At 73.9% G+C, this 16,001-nt stretch carries 14 protein-coding genes and 3 pseudogenes; 11 read left to right on the forward strand and 6 right to left on the reverse strand.

Going from position 1 to position 16,001, the window contains the following annotated elements; genetic code table 11:
• The first annotated feature begins 41 nt into the window (after positions 1 to 41).
• The 6 genes from ACFYR0_RS19625 (at position 42) to ACFYR0_RS19650 (ending at position 8,531) form a co-directional block, all read left to right on the forward strand.
• Positions 42 to 521 carry a DUF1772 domain-containing protein gene (locus tag ACFYR0_RS19625; protein ID WP_389329253.1) on the forward strand — a complete coding sequence of 160 codons (480 nt, stop codon included), beginning with the start codon at positions 42 to 44 and terminating at the stop codon, positions 519 to 521.
• A 150-nt stretch (positions 522 to 671) separates the two neighbouring features.
• Positions 672 to 2,159, forward strand: coding sequence for a glutamate synthase subunit beta (locus ACFYR0_RS19630; protein WP_389329256.1), 1,488 nt, complete (start codon positions 672 to 674; stop codon positions 2,157 to 2,159).
• Between the two features lie 128 nt (positions 2,160 to 2,287).
• On the forward strand, positions 2,288 to 3,745 hold the full coding sequence (locus tag ACFYR0_RS19635) for a PLP-dependent aminotransferase family protein (RefSeq protein ID WP_389329259.1): 1,458 nt from the start codon (positions 2,288 to 2,290) through the stop codon (positions 3,743 to 3,745).
• A gap of 295 nt (positions 3,746 to 4,040) precedes the next feature.
• Positions 4,041 to 6,689 (forward strand): PEP/pyruvate-binding domain-containing protein, encoded by a 2,649-nt coding sequence (locus ACFYR0_RS19640; RefSeq protein WP_389329262.1) that lies wholly within the window; start codon positions 4,041 to 4,043, stop codon positions 6,687 to 6,689.
• Complete coding sequence (locus tag ACFYR0_RS19645; protein ID WP_389329265.1) at positions 6,686 to 7,609, forward strand: hypothetical protein; 924 nt, start codon at positions 6,686 to 6,688, stop codon at positions 7,607 to 7,609. The genes ACFYR0_RS19640 and ACFYR0_RS19645 overlap by 4 nt, the downstream gene beginning before the upstream one ends.
• A 187-nt stretch (positions 7,610 to 7,796) precedes the next feature.
• The gene (locus ACFYR0_RS19650) at positions 7,797 to 8,531 is read left to right on the forward strand and encodes a dual specificity protein phosphatase family protein (protein WP_389329268.1); all 735 of its coding nucleotides are present in this window, start codon (positions 7,797 to 7,799) and stop codon (positions 8,529 to 8,531) included.
• Positions 8,532 to 8,759: 228 nt separating this feature from the next.
• Here ACFYR0_RS19650 and ACFYR0_RS19655 read toward each other — a convergent pair whose 3' ends face one another.
• Positions 8,760 to 9,038 carry a DUF397 domain-containing protein gene (locus tag ACFYR0_RS19655; protein ID WP_389329271.1) on the reverse strand — a complete coding sequence of 93 codons (279 nt, stop codon included), beginning with the start codon at positions 9,036 to 9,038 and terminating at the stop codon, positions 8,760 to 8,762.
• Complete coding sequence (locus tag ACFYR0_RS19660) at positions 9,039 to 9,899, reverse strand: helix-turn-helix transcriptional regulator (protein WP_389329274.1); 861 nt, start codon at positions 9,897 to 9,899, stop codon at positions 9,039 to 9,041.
• Positions 9,900 to 10,186: 287 nt separating this feature from the next.
• On the opposite strand from ACFYR0_RS19660, the pseudogene ACFYR0_RS19665 reads away from it, so the two are divergent.
• Positions 10,187 to 10,759 (forward strand): annotated as a pseudogene (locus tag ACFYR0_RS19665) (ATP-binding protein); the annotation flags it as partial.
• 365 nt (positions 10,760 to 11,124) lie between these two features.
• Positions 11,125 to 11,517, forward strand: a complete 393-nt coding sequence (locus ACFYR0_RS19670; RefSeq protein WP_389329797.1) for a hypothetical protein — start codon at positions 11,125 to 11,127, stop codon at positions 11,515 to 11,517.
• 126 nt (positions 11,518 to 11,643) lie between these two features.
• On the opposite strand, the gene ACFYR0_RS19675 is transcribed toward ACFYR0_RS19670, so the two are convergent.
• The 3 genes and pseudogenes from ACFYR0_RS19675 to ACFYR0_RS19685 all read right to left on the reverse strand — a co-directional run bounded on the left by ACFYR0_RS19675 (position 11,644) and on the right by ACFYR0_RS19685 (position 13,218).
• Positions 11,644 to 11,817 (reverse strand): hypothetical protein, encoded by a 174-nt coding sequence (locus tag ACFYR0_RS19675; RefSeq protein WP_389329277.1) that lies wholly within the window; start codon positions 11,815 to 11,817, stop codon positions 11,644 to 11,646.
• Positions 11,818 to 11,972: 155 nt separating this feature from the next.
• Positions 11,973 to 12,335: pseudogene (locus ACFYR0_RS19680) on the reverse strand (DUF899 family protein); the annotation flags it as partial.
• A gap of 91 nt (positions 12,336 to 12,426) precedes the next feature.
• Positions 12,427 to 13,218, reverse strand: a complete 792-nt coding sequence (locus tag ACFYR0_RS19685; protein ID WP_389329280.1) for a nucleotidyltransferase domain-containing protein — start codon at positions 13,216 to 13,218, stop codon at positions 12,427 to 12,429.
• A gap of 306 nt (positions 13,219 to 13,524) precedes the next feature.
• Here ACFYR0_RS19685 and ACFYR0_RS19690 point away from each other — a divergent pair.
• Both ACFYR0_RS19690 and ACFYR0_RS19695 read left to right on the forward strand, forming a co-directional pair.
• Positions 13,525 to 13,857 (forward strand): annotated as a pseudogene (locus ACFYR0_RS19690) (RidA family protein); the annotation flags it as partial.
• 39 nt (positions 13,858 to 13,896) lie between these two features.
• The gene (locus tag ACFYR0_RS19695; RefSeq protein WP_389329800.1) at positions 13,897 to 14,373 is read left to right on the forward strand and encodes a GNAT family N-acetyltransferase; all 477 of its coding nucleotides are present in this window, start codon (positions 13,897 to 13,899) and stop codon (positions 14,371 to 14,373) included.
• A gap of 88 nt (positions 14,374 to 14,461) precedes the next feature.
• Here ACFYR0_RS19695 and ACFYR0_RS19700 read toward each other — a convergent pair whose 3' ends face one another.
• Entirely contained in the window at positions 14,462 to 15,295 is an 834-nt protein-coding gene (locus tag ACFYR0_RS19700) for a uracil-DNA glycosylase (protein WP_389329283.1), read from the reverse strand.
• A gap of 134 nt (positions 15,296 to 15,429) precedes the next feature.
• Here ACFYR0_RS19700 and ACFYR0_RS19705 point away from each other — a divergent pair, with 134 nt between their 5' ends.
• A complete protein-coding gene (locus ACFYR0_RS19705; RefSeq protein ID WP_389329286.1) occupies positions 15,430 to 15,954 on the forward strand; it encodes an RNA-binding S4 domain-containing protein in 525 nt (174 codons plus the stop codon).
• Positions 15,955 to 16,001: the final 47 nt, after the last annotated feature.

Genomic DNA, 16,001 nt, shown 5'->3' on the forward strand with positions numbered 1-16,001 from the left:
CCGGTGCTCACCGGGGACACGGACGGGAACGGGGTGCGGTGATGATCGAGGGCGTGTACTTCTGGCTGACGGTGCTGGGTGTCCTGGGGACGGGGCTCGTGGCGGGGGCGTTCTGCGCCTTCTCGACGTTCGTGATGCGGGGCCTGGCCGGGCTTCCGCCGGCGCAGGGGGTGGCGGCGATGAACGCGATCAACAGGGCGGCGCCCAGACCGGCGTTCATGAGCGTGTTCGTCGGGTCGGCCGTGCTCTGTGCGGTGGTGGCGGTGACGACGTTCGTGGAGTGGCCGCGGGAGGGGAGGGTCGAGTTGCTGGCGGGGTGCGCGCTGTATCTGTTCGGGTCGTTCGGGGTGACCGTCGCGGCGAACGTGCCGCGCAACGACACCTTGCTGCGACTGGAACCGGGCACCCCTGAGGCGGACGCGTACTGGCCGGTGTACGTGCGCGAGTGGACGCTGTGGAACCACGTGCGGCTGGTCGCCTCCTCGGCGGCCGCGGTGCTGTTCGTCCTCGGCATATCCTGACCGCTCCGCCCGCCCGGAAAGCGCTGTCACAGACGCTCCCGCAGGCTCCGTCCACCCCTCTGCGGACCGGACGAATGGGACGTATCGTGGCCCAAGGAGTGCCGTCGAACGGGGCACGGCCGGTCGTACGCGCAAGCAAGGATGACGGCCATGGCAGATCCCAAGGGGTTCATGACGACACCTCGCCGGGAGTGGCCCCGGCGGCCGGTGGAGGAGCGCGTCCGGGACTGGGACGAGGTGTACGTCCCCGGGGCGCTACTGCCGATCGTCAGCGGGCAGGCGGACCGGTGCATGGACTGCGGGATCCCCTTCTGCCACGAGGCGTGTCCGCTGGGGAATCTGATCCCCGAGTGGAACGACCTGGTCGCGCGCGACGACTGGCGGGCGGCCGCGGACCGGCTGCACGCGACGAACAACTTCCCTGAGTTCACGGGGAGGTTGTGCCCCGCGCCGTGCGAGGCGGGGTGTGTGCTGGCGATCAACCAGCCGGCGGTCACGATCAAGAACGTGGAGTGCGCGATAGCCGACCGGGCCTGGGAGGAGGGGTACGCGCCTCCTCGGCCGCCGGACCGGCTGTCCGGGAAGACGGTGGCGGTGATCGGGTCGGGGCCCACGGGGCTCGCCGCGGCACAGCAGCTGACCCGGGCCGGGCACACGGTCGTGGTGTACGAGAAGGACGACCGGATCGGGGGGCTGATGCGGTACGGCATCCCCGAGTTCAAGATGGAGAAGCGCCATCTGGAGCGACGGCTGGCGCAGATGAGGGAGGAGGGAACGCGGTTCCGTGCCTCGACGGCGGTCGGGCGGGACGTCGGCGCCGCCGACCTGCGGGCGCGCCATGACGCGGTCGTCCTCGCGACCGGCGCCACCGCCTGGCGGGAACTGCACGTTCCCGGCAGGGAGTTGGCCGGCATCCATCAGGCGATGGAGTACCTGCCGCTGGCCAACCGGGTGTGCGAGGGCGATCTGGAGCGATCGCCGATGTCGGCGCACGGCCGGCACGTGGTGATCGTGGGCGGCGGCGACACCGGGGCCGACTGCCTGGGGACGGCGATCCGCGAGGGAGCGGCGTCGGTGACGCAGCTGGACATCTACGCGCAGCCGGGCGAGACCCGCGACGAGGACGCCGAGCCGTGGCCGGTGTACCCGAAGCTCTACCGGCTGTCCGCCGCGCACGAGGAGGCGCGGGATCTGCGGACGGCTCCGGCGGCGGACGCCGACGCGCGGCTGTTCGCGGCGTCGACCCTGCGTTTCACCGGGGACGTGGAGGGACAGGTGCGGGCTCTGCACCTGGTGGAGGTCGACGAGCGGCGCCGGCCGCTGCCGGGGACCGCGCGCGAGCTGCCCGCCGACCTGGTGCTGCTGGCACTCGGCTTCTCCGGGCCCGACCGTGAGGACGGGCTCGTCGACCAGCTCGGCATCGCGCTGGAGCCGCGCGGGACGATCACCCGGGACGCGGACTTCGCGACGAACGTGCCGGGCGTCTTCGCGGCCGGGGACGCGGCACGGGGACAGTCGCTGATCGTCTGGGCGATCGCGGAGGGCAGGGCGGTGGCGGCGGCGGTCGACCGCCGTCTGACCGGGAGTTCACGGCTGCCGTCGCCTGTGTCGCCGTTCGACCGTCCGATGTCGGTGTGAGGCAGACCCGGCCGCGCGGGTGCCGTCGGGCGGTGTGAGGAACTCGGCGAGCCGGCTGCGCGGGGGCCGTCCGGCTGTGCGAGGAACTCGGCGATCATCGTGATCGACCCTCGGTATCGTCCATGGGCATGACGGATTCGTGGGTCAATGCGGCGGAGCGCATCGGTGCCGATCTGCATCTGGAACTGTCGGGGCCGGGCGGGCGGCGGGCGGCGTTGATCACGGCGTTGCGGGAGGCCGTGCGCGGGGGACGGCTGGCGCCGGGGACGCGGTTGCCGCCGTACCGGTCGCTGGCGGCCGACCTCGGGGTCGCTCGCAACACGGTGGCCGACGCGTATGCAGAGCTGGTCGCCGAGGGATGGCTGACGGCCCGGCAGGGTTCGGGAACGCGGGTGGCCGATCGGGCCGAGCCGGTGCCGCATGCCGGGCGGGCGACCCGGAGGGCACGGGCCCGCACGAAGGGGCCACGGCACGACCTGCGGCAGGGGACGCCGGACGCGTCCGCGTTCCCTCGCACAGCCTGGCAGGCCTCTTACCGGCGGGCGCTCCAGCAGGCGCCGAACGAGGTGTTCGGGCCGGGCGACCCGGCCGGGCGGATCGAGCTGCGCGAGGCCCTGGCCGAGTATCTGGCACGGGCGCGCGGGGTGCGGACGGAGCCGGGGCGGATCGTGATCTGCTCGGGGTTCGCACACGCGCTGCGGCTGCTGTTCGGGGGCGGGGTCCTGCGCGGGCCGCTGGGAGTGGAGGCGTACGGGCTGGGTTTCCACCGGGAGCTGCTGGCGGGGGCGGGGGTGCGGACGGTTCCGCTGCCGCTGGACGAGAACGGGGCGCGGGTGGAGCTGCTGGAGCGGGAGCGGGCGGTGCTGCTCACGCCGGCGCACCAGTTCCCGACGGGCGGTCCGCTGCACGCCGCGCGCCGTGCGGCGGTGATCGACTGGGCCCGGGCACGGGGCGGGGTGGTGCTGGAGGACGACTACGACGGGGAGTTCCGCTACGACCGCAAGCCCGTCGGCGCCGTGCAGGGGCTCGATCCGGAGCGGGTCGTGTACATCGGCTCGGTGAGCAAGAGTCTGTCGCCGGCGTTGCGGCTGGGGTGGATGGTGCTGCCGGGGCGCCTGGTGGAGCAGGTGCTCGCGGTGAAGGGCGAGCGGGAGGCGTGGGCGAGCGTGCTGGACCAGCTCGCGCTCGCGGACTTCCTGACCAGCGGGTCGTACGACCGTCATGTACGGCGGATGCGGCAGCGCTACCGCGGTCGGCGGGACCGGCTGGTGGCGGCCCTGGCCGCGCAGGCGCCGCACATCGAGGTCACGGGGGTGGCGGCCGGGCTGCACGCGGTACTGCGCCTGCCGCCGGGGACCGAGCCGACGACGCTGAAGGGGGCCGTGTGGCAGGGGCTCGCGCTGGACGGACTGTCGGAGTTCCGGCATCCGGAGACGGGCATGGAGGAGATGGAGGGCCTGGTCGTGGGGTACGCGACGCCGCCCGAGCACGCGTACGAGGCGGCGGTGGACGTGTTGTGCGGGGTGCTGCCGGGGGCCGAGCCGCCGGTCGGAGACCCGGGCCGCCGCCGGGGCCTCGCCCCCTGAGCGCCGGGACCCGTCGCCGCGGACTCGAGAACGGGCTTCCGGCCCCTGCCCACCGAGGGGCTGTCCCCTGAGTACGGCTGAACTCCACGCCGGTCCGGATTGTACGGAATGCGGCATAAAGTCGGAGTGTTGAACGGTAGGAAGTGGGATCATTTGGTCCCAGGAGGTGTTTCGTCGCCGGTGTCGTGAGACCGGCCCGGCTGCGGTCGCCCCATCCTTCGTTCCGCCGTCAGGCGCGAGGCCCCGAACCCCGCGCGTCCCCCCTGTTGGCGGCCGGTCCTGGAGGGTGCGCCTGATGACGACTCTCGACGAAGTACACGAAGACGGTGGGCACGAAGACGGTGGGCACGACGGGAAAGGGACCCTGCACCCGTGTGGACCGGGCGCGTCGTCGCTGGGGCACGGCCGCGAGGCCGTCCCGCAGACCGTCGCGCTGGACGACCCGGCCGCGACCGACCCCGTCCTGACCGGCTCCAAGGCCGCCAGCCTCGCCCGGGCGGCCGACGCAGGCCTTCCGGTGCTGCCCGGATTCGTCGTCCCCGCCTCCACCCGCGACGACGCCCCCGCGTTGCGTGACGCCTGGCGGGAACTCTCCGAGGGCGGCACGCGGCCGCTCGTCGTCCGTTCCTCCTCCTCGCTGGAGGACACCGCCGAGTCCTCCCAGGCGGGCCGCTTCGACTCGGTGCTCGATGTACGCGGCTCGCGGGACTTCCGCGCCGCGGTGCGGGCCGTGCGGGCCTCGGCACACCTGCCCGACGGGACCGTCGCGCCGATGGCGGTGCTGGTGCAGCCGATGCTGACGGCCCAGGTGGGCGGAGTGGTGTTCGGCGTGGACCCGGTCGCCGGGCGCACCGACCGACTCCTGGTCAGCGCGGTCCCGGGCGGACCGGACGCCCTGGTCAGCGGGGTACGGGCGGGGACGGACCACTGGCTCGGCCGGTGGGGCCGGCTGATACACGTGGAGGGTGGAGGTGCCGGAGAGGGCGAAGGTGCTGGAGAGGGGGGCGCGACCGGGGAGGACGCGTCGACCACCATCCGGCGGGCGACGGACCAGGGCACGAGCACGGACCCCACCGGCCCCGCCTCCACCCCCGGCCGACCGGCCGACAGCACCACCCCCGCCGACGACATCAGCACCAGCACCAGCACCAAGAGCAGCCCCGCCGCAGACACCCCGGCCGAAGACACCCCCCTCCTCACCCACACCCGGCTCCGGCGCCTCGCCCGGCTCGCCCGGCGGGCCCGGCGGGTGTTCGGGGGGCCGCAGGACATCGAGTTCGGCTTCGACGAGGACGGACGGCTGTGGCTGTTCCAGAGCCGTCCGGTCACGGCCATGGCGCCCCGGCCGGAACGCGGCGCACGACTGCTGGGCCCCGGCCCCGTCGCGGAGACGCTGCCGGAGCAGCTGGCGCCGCTGGAGGAGGACCTGTGGGTGGCGCCGATGGCACGCGGGCTCGCCGCCGCGCTCGACATCGGGGGCACCGCGCCGCGACGGCTGCTGCGGACGGTGCCGGTGGTGTCCTCCGTCGGCGGGCGGGCGGCAGCCGACCTGCGCCTTTTGGGCGCGGCCCGTGCTGCGCACCCCTGGCTCGCACTGCTCAACCCGGCTCCCGGCGCCCGCCGGCTGGCCGCCGCCTGGCGGGTGGGGCGCCTGACGGGGGCGCTGCCCGGCCTCACCACGGACCTCGTCGCCGACATCGACCGCCGGCTCGCGGAGGTCCCCCGCCCCACCGAGCTGCCCGGCCCCGCCCTGGTCTCCACGCTGCGCTGGACGCGCAACGCCCTGGTCTCCCTGCACGCGCAGGAGAGCCTCGCCGGTGCGCTGCTGGACGACGCCCCCGGCAGCACCGCCGCGGGTGCCGCCCTGGCCGCGCTCGCCGACGCCCGTGCCCGGCACATACCCGACGACCAGCTGGTCGGCGCCGAACCGCTGGTCCTGGCCCTGACCCCGCCGAGTCTGCGCGGCAGACCGCGACTGCCCGCCGCACCGCGGCAGGACCGCCCTGCGCACCAGCCCCTGAACGGCACGCCGGTGCCGGGGGTCGCCAGGGGCGTCGGTCTGGTGCGGCCCCGGCAAGGCCTCGCCGAGGCGTACCCGGTGACCTCCGCGCGGCCCCCGGCCCTGCCTCCTCGGGAGACGCTGCGGTTGCGGATCCGCTGGGTGCAGGAGCTCCAGGTGCGGCTCGTGCGGGAGGGCGCGCACCGGCTGGCGGCACGCGGGCTGCTGGACGACCCCGCGCGGGCCGGCCTGCTGCGGTGGGCCGAGCTGATCACGGCCCTGGAGGGCGGCCCGCTGCCGGGTGATGTGCGCGAACGGGTGCCGAGGCCGTTGTCCGCCCCGCTGCCGGACGCGTTCCGGATCGCCCCGGACGGCTCGGTCGTCGCCGAGCAGGGGCGCGGGACCAGGCGGCGCGGGGCCGACGGCACGTCCGTGGGCCGGGGCGTGTCCGGCGGGCGTGCCCTCGGCACTGCCTGGGACGGCACCGGGGCCGGCCCGGCCGACGCGGTGCTCGTCGTCCGCACCCTCGACCCCGCGCTCGCCCCGCTGCTGCCCCGGCTGACGGGGCTCGTCGCCCAGACCGGCAGTCCGCTGTCGCACCTGGCCGTCCTGGCCCGCGAGTACGGGCTGCCCGCGGTGGTCGGCGCGGCCGACGCCGTACGCAGCTTCCCGCCCGGCACCCGCCTCACGCTCGACGGCCGCACCGGCGAGGTACACCCGGCGTCCGCCCGGGCCCCGCACTCCGCAGTCACCCAGACCGCGAACCCTTCAGCCGCCCGGCCCGGGAACCCCTCACCCACCCAGGCCTCCAACCCCTCCGCCGCCCGACCCGCGCACCCCTCACCCACCCAGGCCGCCCGGCCCGGGAAACTCTCCCCCACCCCGCCCCCCGAGCCGCCCTCCCCTGCCCGGCCCTCCGACGCACCCCCCGGAGGCCTACCGTGAAGCGCCTGATGTTCGCCTTCGCCGGGCTGGCCGCGGCAGGGGCGGCGGTGTACTTCGTCGTGTACCTGTACCGCTGGCAGTGGCAGCGGGCCGTGCTGTGCGGCGTGTTGCTGCTGGTGGTGGAGGTGCTGCTGCTCGGTCTGATGCTGATGGGACGGCTGGCGCGGATCGAGGAGCGGGTCCGGGACACAGACCGGCGGCAGCGGGAGGCCGTCGACCGGCAGGAGGACGTGCTCGCGCGGCTGCGGCAGGGGACGCGGGAGCAGGAGGCGACGGGCGGCAGGTTCCGCTGGCTGGACGAGCCCGCCGAGCGGACGTACGTCTTCGTGCCGGTCCTGATGGTCACCGGGGTGCTGCTGTCCGGCATCGCCTGGCTGGTGCAGCGGATCGCGACGCGCGCGGCCCGCCCGGCCGAGCGGCGGGCGGCCGGGCGGCTGGCCGTGCTCGCCGCGCCGGACCCGGCGACGGGGAGCGACCTGGACGACGTACCGCCGCCGGGCGGCGCACGGTCGAAGGGGCGGACCGCACGGCTGACGGTCACCGGGGTGGTCGGCTCCGCGCTGCTGGCCGCGCTGATCGTCGGCCTCGCCGATCTGACCCAGACGCGCGCGGAGCCCCACGACCCCTCCGAGGCGACCTCGGTGCTGGTGCGGCTGGACGTGCGGGACCAGAACATGACGGCGGAGCGGCGGTCGCTCGCCGCACGGCAGATGTGGGAGGGCTGCCGGGGCTCCACCTACATCGCCCTGCACAAGGCGACCTTCGGCAACCTCGGCGACGGCTTCTACGCCGGTGTCGTACGACCCGCGCTCACCGAGAACGACCGGCTCCGGCTGCGCGGCTGCCTGGAGGACGCGAGCCTGGAGCGAGTGCATCTGACGGTGGTGGGGATGGACGACGCCGAGGCCTACGAACAGTGACGGGGCCGCGCAGGGCGTAGGACGGCCGTGGCGCGGTACTCGTGGTGGGTGACCGCACGCGTCCCATAACGCATGAAACCCGACGAAGTCCACCCCATGAGAGATGCCTCATATCCGACTTATCGGGCATGTCGGACCGGGATACGATGCCGGAACCGCGTCCCCGTCCCCTAGCCCCCGGGCTCCCATGACTGTCACCGCTGAGACCGCCCCCTCCCCCACCTTCGCCCCCGCCGCCACCCCCGCTCCCGTCCGCCCGAAGCGCAGCGTCAAGCGCCGCGTCCTGCGGGCACTGGTCTTCACGATCGTCGGCTACGTCATCCTGTGGGCGGTCGCCTCGCTCGGCATCCTGGCCGCGTCGAAGTGGGCACAGTCGGACATCCCGGTCCCCGCGGGCACCCCCGTGGTCCAGGGCGTGAACAACTTCCGGCCGGTCGACTCCGACGGTCATCTGTGGCGCGGCGCCGCGCCGTCCCCCGAGGGCTACCGCAATCTCGCCGAGATCGGTGTCACCACCGTCGTGGACCTGCGCGCCGAGGACCTGAGCGCGGCCCAGCTGGCCTCCCCCGAGAAGGCCGGTCTGGAGCTCGTGCGGATGCCGATCCGTGACGGTCAGACGCCGACGCAGGCCGAGGTGAAGGAGTTCCTGGACATCGTGTCCTCGACGTCCGGCAAGGTCTACGTCCACTGCGGCGCCGGTGTGGGCCGTACGGGCGCGATGGCGGCCGCCTACCTGGTGCAGACCGGCGAGGCCTCCCCGGCGACCGCCGTGAAGCGCAACCTCTCGGTCGGACCGCCGTCGGTCGAGCAGATCTGGTACGGGCTGACCCTGAACAAGGACGAGGCCGAGCAGCCTCCCGTCGCCGTGGAGGCGGTCAGCCGCCTGATCGACGCCCCGCGCCGGATCATGTCGTACCTGTAGGACCTCCGGCCGACCCGCAGGACTCCCTGACGAGTCCCTGAACTGCGATGGCCTGGCCCCGGCACACCGTTGCGCGGTCGCCCTCACCGGGTGGCCGCGCAACGGATTCGTCATGTGCGTTCAGCATGTGGTGCGCAATGTGTTCAGCGCGTGGTGCGCACGTTCGAGATCGTCCGGCTGGAGAGGCCGGCTGTGGAACTGGCGTAAAAGCATCTGGCACAAGGTCGTTCAGGTCAGGAGGAAGTCGGCCACCCCCGCCTTGGCGCCCTCGATGAACGCCGTCATCTCGGCGGAGGTGCAGATCAGCGCGGGCCCGTCGGGATCGGTGGACTGCCGCACGGCGATACGGCCGTCGGCGAGTTTCATGGCCTCCAGGCAGTTTCCGCCGTTGCCGCCGCTCCACGGCTTGTGCCAGCCCTCGCTGCCCAGCTCGCGGGCAGGCATGCCGTTGTAGATCCGCGGGCCGCGGACACGGGGTGCTTTGGGCTGGGCGTCGATGCGATCCATTCACAGCTCCTTGCGGAGGTCCCGGAGGATCTCCTTCGTGCGATGTGCCGTAGCGGCCTGCGCCGCCATGCGGTCCATGACCTCCAGGTGGGTCGCCACCTCGGATCGCGCGTCCAGGTAGACCGCGCCGGTCAGGTACTCGCTGTAGACCATGTCCGGCAGTTCGGGCACGGCGAATCGGAACAGCACGAAGGGCCCGTACGTGCCGGGATGCGGCCCCGTGGCGAACGGGACGACCTGCAACGTCACATTCGGCAGCTTCGTGGCCTCGAGCAGCCTGTCGATCTGGGCGCGCATCACCTCCGGCCCGCCGACCTGGCGGCGCAGCACGGTCTCGTCCATCACGGCCCAGAACCGGGGCGCGCCCTCACGGGTGAGGAGGTCCTGGCGTTGCACGCGCAGGGCGACGTACCGCTCGATGTCGTCCGGCCGGGTCTGGCCGACGGCACCGGAGAGCAGGACCCCGCGCGCGTAGTCCTCGGTCTGGAGCAGGCCGGGGACGAAGTGCGGTTCGTAGCTGCGGATGAGACTGGCGGCCCCCTCCAGGCTGACGTGCATGGAGAACCAGCCCGGCAGGATGTCGTGGAACCGCTGCCACCAGCCGGGCCGATTGGCCTCCTCGGCCAGCCGCACGAAGGATTCCGCCTCGTCGTCGGGGACCCCGTAGGCCTTCAGCAGCAGCTGGAGGTACGGGATCTTGAGGGCGACCTCGGCCATCTCCATGCGACGGACGGTGGCCGGGGCGACACGCAGGACGCGGGCCGCCTCCTCGCGCTTGAGTCCCGCGCGTTCCCGCAGGTCCAGCAGGCGCCGACCGAGGACGACCTGCCCCACCGTCGGCGCGGACCGCGGTTCGCTCACGCTCCACCTCCACCGACCGAAACCAGAAGAATGCCGACAGCCCTGCGGCGCCATCCGAAGACCCGTTCGAAACCTTGGTGACGTCCTAGAAGTCCGTCATACAGCCTGATCCGGACAGCTTCCGTGCGTATCAGGCCGTGCCGGACATGTCCGGCGAGGTCTCGGCGATCCCAAGTGGCGCCGCTCGACGTGCTGTTGCGAGCAGTGTGCCACGGCCGTCCACCGCGTCACACGGCACTCTGCATTTTTCAGAGTGACACTTGCCAAGTGTTCACGGCGGGGAGATAGTGGCAAGCGTGATTCCGTCCGCGCCCTTAGGAACAGACGCCGCCGCAGGTCCTCTCGGCCTCGGCGCCGCCACCGGTCCCCACGGGGCCGGGCTCGAGCGCCGGTTCCGTTTCGAACTGGCCGCTCATCCGGGTTCCCCCGCCCAGGCCAGACGGCTGGCGCGGGCACGGCTGACCGGATGGGCGGTGTGCGAGGACACCGTCGACACGGCGGCTCTGGTCATATCCGAGCTGGTCACCAACGCGATCGTGCACACCGCGAGCACGGTCGTCGCCTGTGAGCTCCAGGACGGCGACGACACCGTGCGCATAGCCGTGCGCGACGAGGGCTGCGCGCCCACCGAGCCCCATCCCTGCTCGCAGCGGACGGAGGAGGAGCAGGGGAGGGGGCTGCTTCTCGTCCAGGCGCTGTGCCGCTCCTGGGGTGCCATGGAGAACGGCACCGGGCTGCTGGTCTGGGCGGAGCTCACCCGCGGGGCCGACGAGCCGCGCGACGACCTGGGCTGGGTCGCCCGCCCCAAGCCTGGGTCCTCCCAGGAGGGCTCGGAGGAGGACGGCGAGACCGAGTCCCGCCACTGTCCGGGCCAGGGCGGCTCCCGCGGCGACGAGAGCACGGGCCACCACTCCCCCGCGCGAGGCGGACCCGGCACCGGCGAGCCCCATCACCACCCGGGCCACCATCCGGGCGACGCCCACCGTCACCCGGCCCCGCACTCCGGTGACGCCCACCCTCACCAGGGGCACCGCACGGGCGAGGCCCACCACGTCGGCGAGGCCCGTCACGGGTCGCCACAGCCCGGCGAAGGCCACCGCCCCGCTCCCGCGCACTTCGGCGAGGGACATCACCACACCCCCCAGGACTTCGGCGAGGTCCGCCACCCCGGATCGCGCCGGAGGCACGGGTGAGCCCCTCCCGGGACCTCGACCGGGTGCTCAGCATGGACACGCTGGTCCGGCTGGGCCGCAGCACACGTCTCTCGCATTCGCCCCGCCCCCTGCCCGTCCCGGCCGGCATGATCGCCCCGCTGGGCTGCGACGCGGTGGCGATTCCCGCCCGGCTGGGGCCGCTGCTCACACCGCGCCTCCCGCGCGTCGGCTGTGTCTACTCCGACGACGCGCACTGGTGGTGGCTGGTCCCGTCCGACTCGGACCACGCCCTCGACTGGCCCGGGCCCGCCCACTACGCCCGCGGCGCGCTGGCCCCGGGTGCCCCGCGTCTGATCCACCGGCCCGAGGGCGGACTCCCGTACACCCCGCCGATCCCCCTCTACCTCGTCCTGTGCCGCCTCACGGGCGCCACGCCGACCTGGTCGAGCCCGATCAGCGCGTAGGACGCGACCTCCGGACACCGGCCCGCCGGGCCCCCGTCGTCGGGCTCACGGCCGCGTCGACCTCATCGGCCCACCCCCGCGACACCGTCCCGGTACGACGGCCCGCACCAGGGCGGGCCGACGGTCTCACTCCGTGCTGTCGCCGCGGACGATCACGAGGAACGTGTCCGTCGCGAGGTCCATGACCACCTCGGCGGGCAGCCCTTCCATGCGACGCGCCTGCGCGAACTCCTCCGCGGGCCACGATCCGCGCGGCCCGCCTGCGGGAAAGCGTTCGAGCACCCTTCGCCCGTTCACCATCCAGCACCTCCACAAAGCGTCGTCCTGGTACGAGTTAACGCCCGCCGAGGGGGAAAGACCTCGCTCGGTGACGGTACTGAGACGTAGTTGACACTCGTCCACCGCCCTGTGTGAGCCGCGTCTCCACCGGTTCACCGCATTGACTACCGTGTGTGTCAACCCTCGCACTCCTCGTGATGGCGGAACGCCCCGCCGCCCACAGGCGCCCCGAACGCCGCCGCGCGCCCCTCGGGTTGCTCCCACTCCTCCCGTCGGCCCAGCGCGGTGAGGTCGAGGAGGCCGGTGGTCGAGCCGAGGCCGTCCAGACCGCGCCCGAAGACCGAGTAGGTGGACACCCGGTCGAGGTCGCGCAGGAACCAGCTGATCCCCGAGCGCTCGGCGAGCTCCCCGTCCTCTTCCAGGGTGACGTCGAAATCCTGGTTGAAGTCGGAGTCGCAGGACGGGTACCAGGGCACCGTCCAGCCCATACGCGCCGTGGCCGCGGTCGACGAGGGCGGGGGCCTGGCCGCCAACTCCGCCGCCACCGCCGGTACGTCGATCGTCACGCCAACGTACGCCTGCCGCGTATCCGGTCACGACTCCGTAGCCCCTGCGGCGGGGTGGGCGCTGCTACCGGCGGGGCACGCCAAGGCTCCCCTCGACCGCCCGGGCGAAGAGTGCCTCGGCGTCGGTGATCGCCCGGACCAGGGCGGCCGGTTCGGGGGTGAGCCCGGTCAGCAGCCGGTCGACCTCGTGCAGGCCGGCGCGGGTGAGGAGGTGCTTGTCGTTGGTGACCCACTCCCCTCGGGCCGCCAGTACGGCGTGGGCGGTCTGGGTGGCGGCGAGGGCGATCGTGCCGGCGACCTGGGTGAGTGCGCCCTTGGGGGCATGGCCGGCCTTGGCGTACGCGAGGGTGGCGGTGGCCACGCCGTACCAGCGGCCGGGCGCGGTCCGGCGCAGTTCCGCCGGGTACGCGACCGGGCGCGGCAGGTCGCCCCGGAGCACCTGGTTGATCGCGAGTTCCGCCACGACCAGGTAGCTCGGGATGCCCGCCAGGTGGAACATCAGCGGCTCCACATGGAACCGGCCCCGCTCCGCCTCCGCGAGTTCACGCTCGACCACGTCGAGATCCCGGTAGTGCACATCCACCCGCCGGTCCTCGATCGTCAGCCAGGCTCCCCCGTTGAACACCCCGCCGCCCCAGCCGCCGACCTCGGACACCTCGCCCTGCCAGCCGAGGGCCCGCAGGTCGGCCGGGTCGAAGGCGCCGCGGTAGTAGACGGCGAGGTCCCAGTCGCTGTCGGGACCGTGGGTGCCCTGAGCACGGGACCCGCCCAGGGCGACGGCTTGGACGGTGGGGAGCGCGGTCAGCCGGTCGGCGGTGGTGTCGAGGAAACCGCGGTCGGAGGTGTGGGGTTGCACGGCGGCTCCTGGGCGGGTCCGGGGCGTCCTGCGGGGCGTCGGCAGCGTATGCGGATCGGCCCGGCGGGGGCGACACGGATTCCGCGCCGGCCGGGAGAGGGCCCGGTCCGTCGGGCGAGGGCGGCGCGGATGCCGTGCCGGTCGGGAGCGGACTGGGGCTCGGTCGGCTGCGGTGCTCGACCGTCGCGCCGTAAAGCGGGTGCGGGGAGCGGGCGCGAGCCGGATGATCTGGGGGCGCCCCGGTCCGCGCCGCCCCCGACGGGCGGCCGGCCCTCCCCTTCCAACGTCGTCGAGGAGCCTCTCCGTATGATCCGGCGTGTCACCGTCCCCACCCTCTTTCCGCCGCCCGTCTACTCCCACGCGTCCGTGGTCGAGGCCGGCACGAAGCTGGCCTTTCTCGCGGGTTCGGTGCCCCTGGACGCCGAAGGCAAGCTGGTCGGGCCGGGAGACCCGGTGCGGCAGGCGGAGCAGGTGCTCGCCAACCTCGGTGAGCAACTGCGTTCCGTGGGCAGCGACTTCGCCCATGTCGTGTCGACCGAGGTGTACGTCGTGGCCGGTGAACCCTCGGCGCTGCACGCCGTCTGGGACGTCGTCGAGGCGTCCGGGCTGAGCACGGGGCCCCACTCGTCGACGCTGATCGGTGTGGCCTGCCTCGGCTACACCGGGCAGTTGGTGGAGATCACGGCCACGGCCGTCGTCCCCGAGGCGGAGGCCGTCACCCTGCGGCGGGCGGGCGGCGCCGACGCGGAGGCCGTGGCCGAGGTCTACCTCCGGTCCTTCGACACCGCCCTGCCGACCGTCGTACGCCCCCACACCGACGACGAGGTCCGCGCCTACATACGCGATGTCGTGGTGCCCCGGCGGGAGACCTGGGTCGCGGAGGCTCGGGGCACGGTCGTCGGCATGATGGTGCTCGACGGCGAGACGGTCTCGCAGCTCTATCTAGACCCCGACTGGCGCGGCCGCGGCATCGGTGACCGGCTCCTCGCCCTCGCCAAGGAACGCAGCCCGCGAGGCCTCGGCCTGTGGACCTTCCAGGTCAACCAGCCCGCCCACCGCTTCTACGAACGCCACGGCTTCCGCGCCGTCGAGCACACCGACGGCAGCGGCAACGAGGAGCGGGAGCCGGACGTACGGTACGAGTGGCGGCCCTGAGGCACCCGACCCGGGGCAGAGCAGGGCAGGCACCGAGTCCGGGATGCCCCGCGCGAAGGTGGGTCCCGCCCTCCTCACGCCGTGCAGCTCAGGGCCGCTCACCCGGCCCGTCGCCGACCGTCGTCAGGCCCGCCGCCCCGGCAGCCGCCCTCAGCACCTGCCGCAGCATCGCCGGGGTCAGCCGGCCGGTGAACGTGTTGCGCTGGCTGACATGGAAGCAGCCGAAGACCGTGAGGTCGTCACCGCCCTCGCCGTCCCGGAGGCTCACCCGCGCTCCGTGCCCGAACGCCGGCCGCGGCCTCGGCACCGTCCAGCCCGCCTCCGCCAGCGCCGGCAGCGCCGCCTGCCAGCCGAACGCCCCCAGCACGGCCACGGCCCGCAGCGTCGGCCGGAGCAGCCGGAGCTCCCGCACCAGCCACGCCCGGCACATGTCCCGCTCCCCCGGCGTGGGCCGGTTGGCGGGCGGCGCGCAGTGCACCGGCGCCGTCACCCGTACCCCGTGGAGCTCCAGCCCGTCCCCGACCGCGACCGAGGTCGGCTGGGACGCCAGTCCCACGTCGTACAACGCCCGGTACAGCACGTCCCCCGACCGGTCCCCCGTGAACATCCGCCCGGTGCGGTTGCCCCCGTGCGCCGCCGGAGCCAGCCCCACCAGCAGCAGCGCCGCGTCATCCGGCCCGAACCCCGGCACCGGGCGCCCCCAGTAGGTCCGGTCCGCGAACGCCGCCCGCTTCTCCCGTGCCACCTCCTCCCGCCACTCCACGAGCCTCGGACAGGCCCGGCAGTCCGCGATGCGCCGGTCCAGGGCAGCGAGATCCCGGAGGGCTCCGAGACCGGGGAGCGGGAGAGCCGATGGCGTGGTCGGACCGGAGGGTGCCGTGGCCGGGTCGGAGGGAGCGGCGGCTTCGGGGTCACGGGACATGTCTCCACGGTAGGGCGGGCGGGAGCAGGGCCCCGAGAACCGCGCCCCGATCCTTCGGCCACCCCTCTCACACGGTCCGACATCCTGGGAAAACGAGTCCAGCTCTCTCCTCCCGTCGAGCTAAGGTCGATGTCATGGCTTCCCAGGACCCGGACGACATCCAGCCCCCCGGCGCCGACGACGCTGCCCCGCAGCCCGACCCCAAGACCGCGGCGGCGGTGGCCGCGGCCGAGGCGGCAGGGCCCGCCGGTGGCGAGAGCGTGCGCGTCGACAGCTGGATCTGGTCCGTCCGGCTGGTCAAGACCCGGTCCGCCGGAGCCACGGCCTGCAAGGGCGGCCACGTCAGGGTGAACGGCGAGCGGGTCAAGCCCGCGCACTCCCTGCGTGTGGGCGACGAGGTGCGCGTCCTGCACGAGGGCCGGGAGCGGATCGTCATCGTGAAGCGGTTGATCCGCAAGCGGGTCGGCGCCCCGATCGCGGTCCAGTGCTACGTGGACAACAGCCCACCCCCGCCGCCCCGCGAGGCCGTCGCCCCGGCTGGCATCCGCGACCGCGGCGCGGGCCGACCCACCAAGCGGGACCGCCGCGAGCTGGAAAGACTGCGCGGAAACGGCGGACTGGGCTTCCTCCCCGGAGGCCGCTCGCCCCGAGAGGAGTGACGTCCTCGGCGCACCGAGGGGAGCCGGGGTGAGCCCGCCGGAACCGC

It is taken from the genome of Streptomyces sp. NPDC005017, from assembly GCF_042873115.1.
GTDB lineage: Bacteria > Actinomycetota > Actinomycetes > Streptomycetales > Streptomycetaceae > Streptomyces.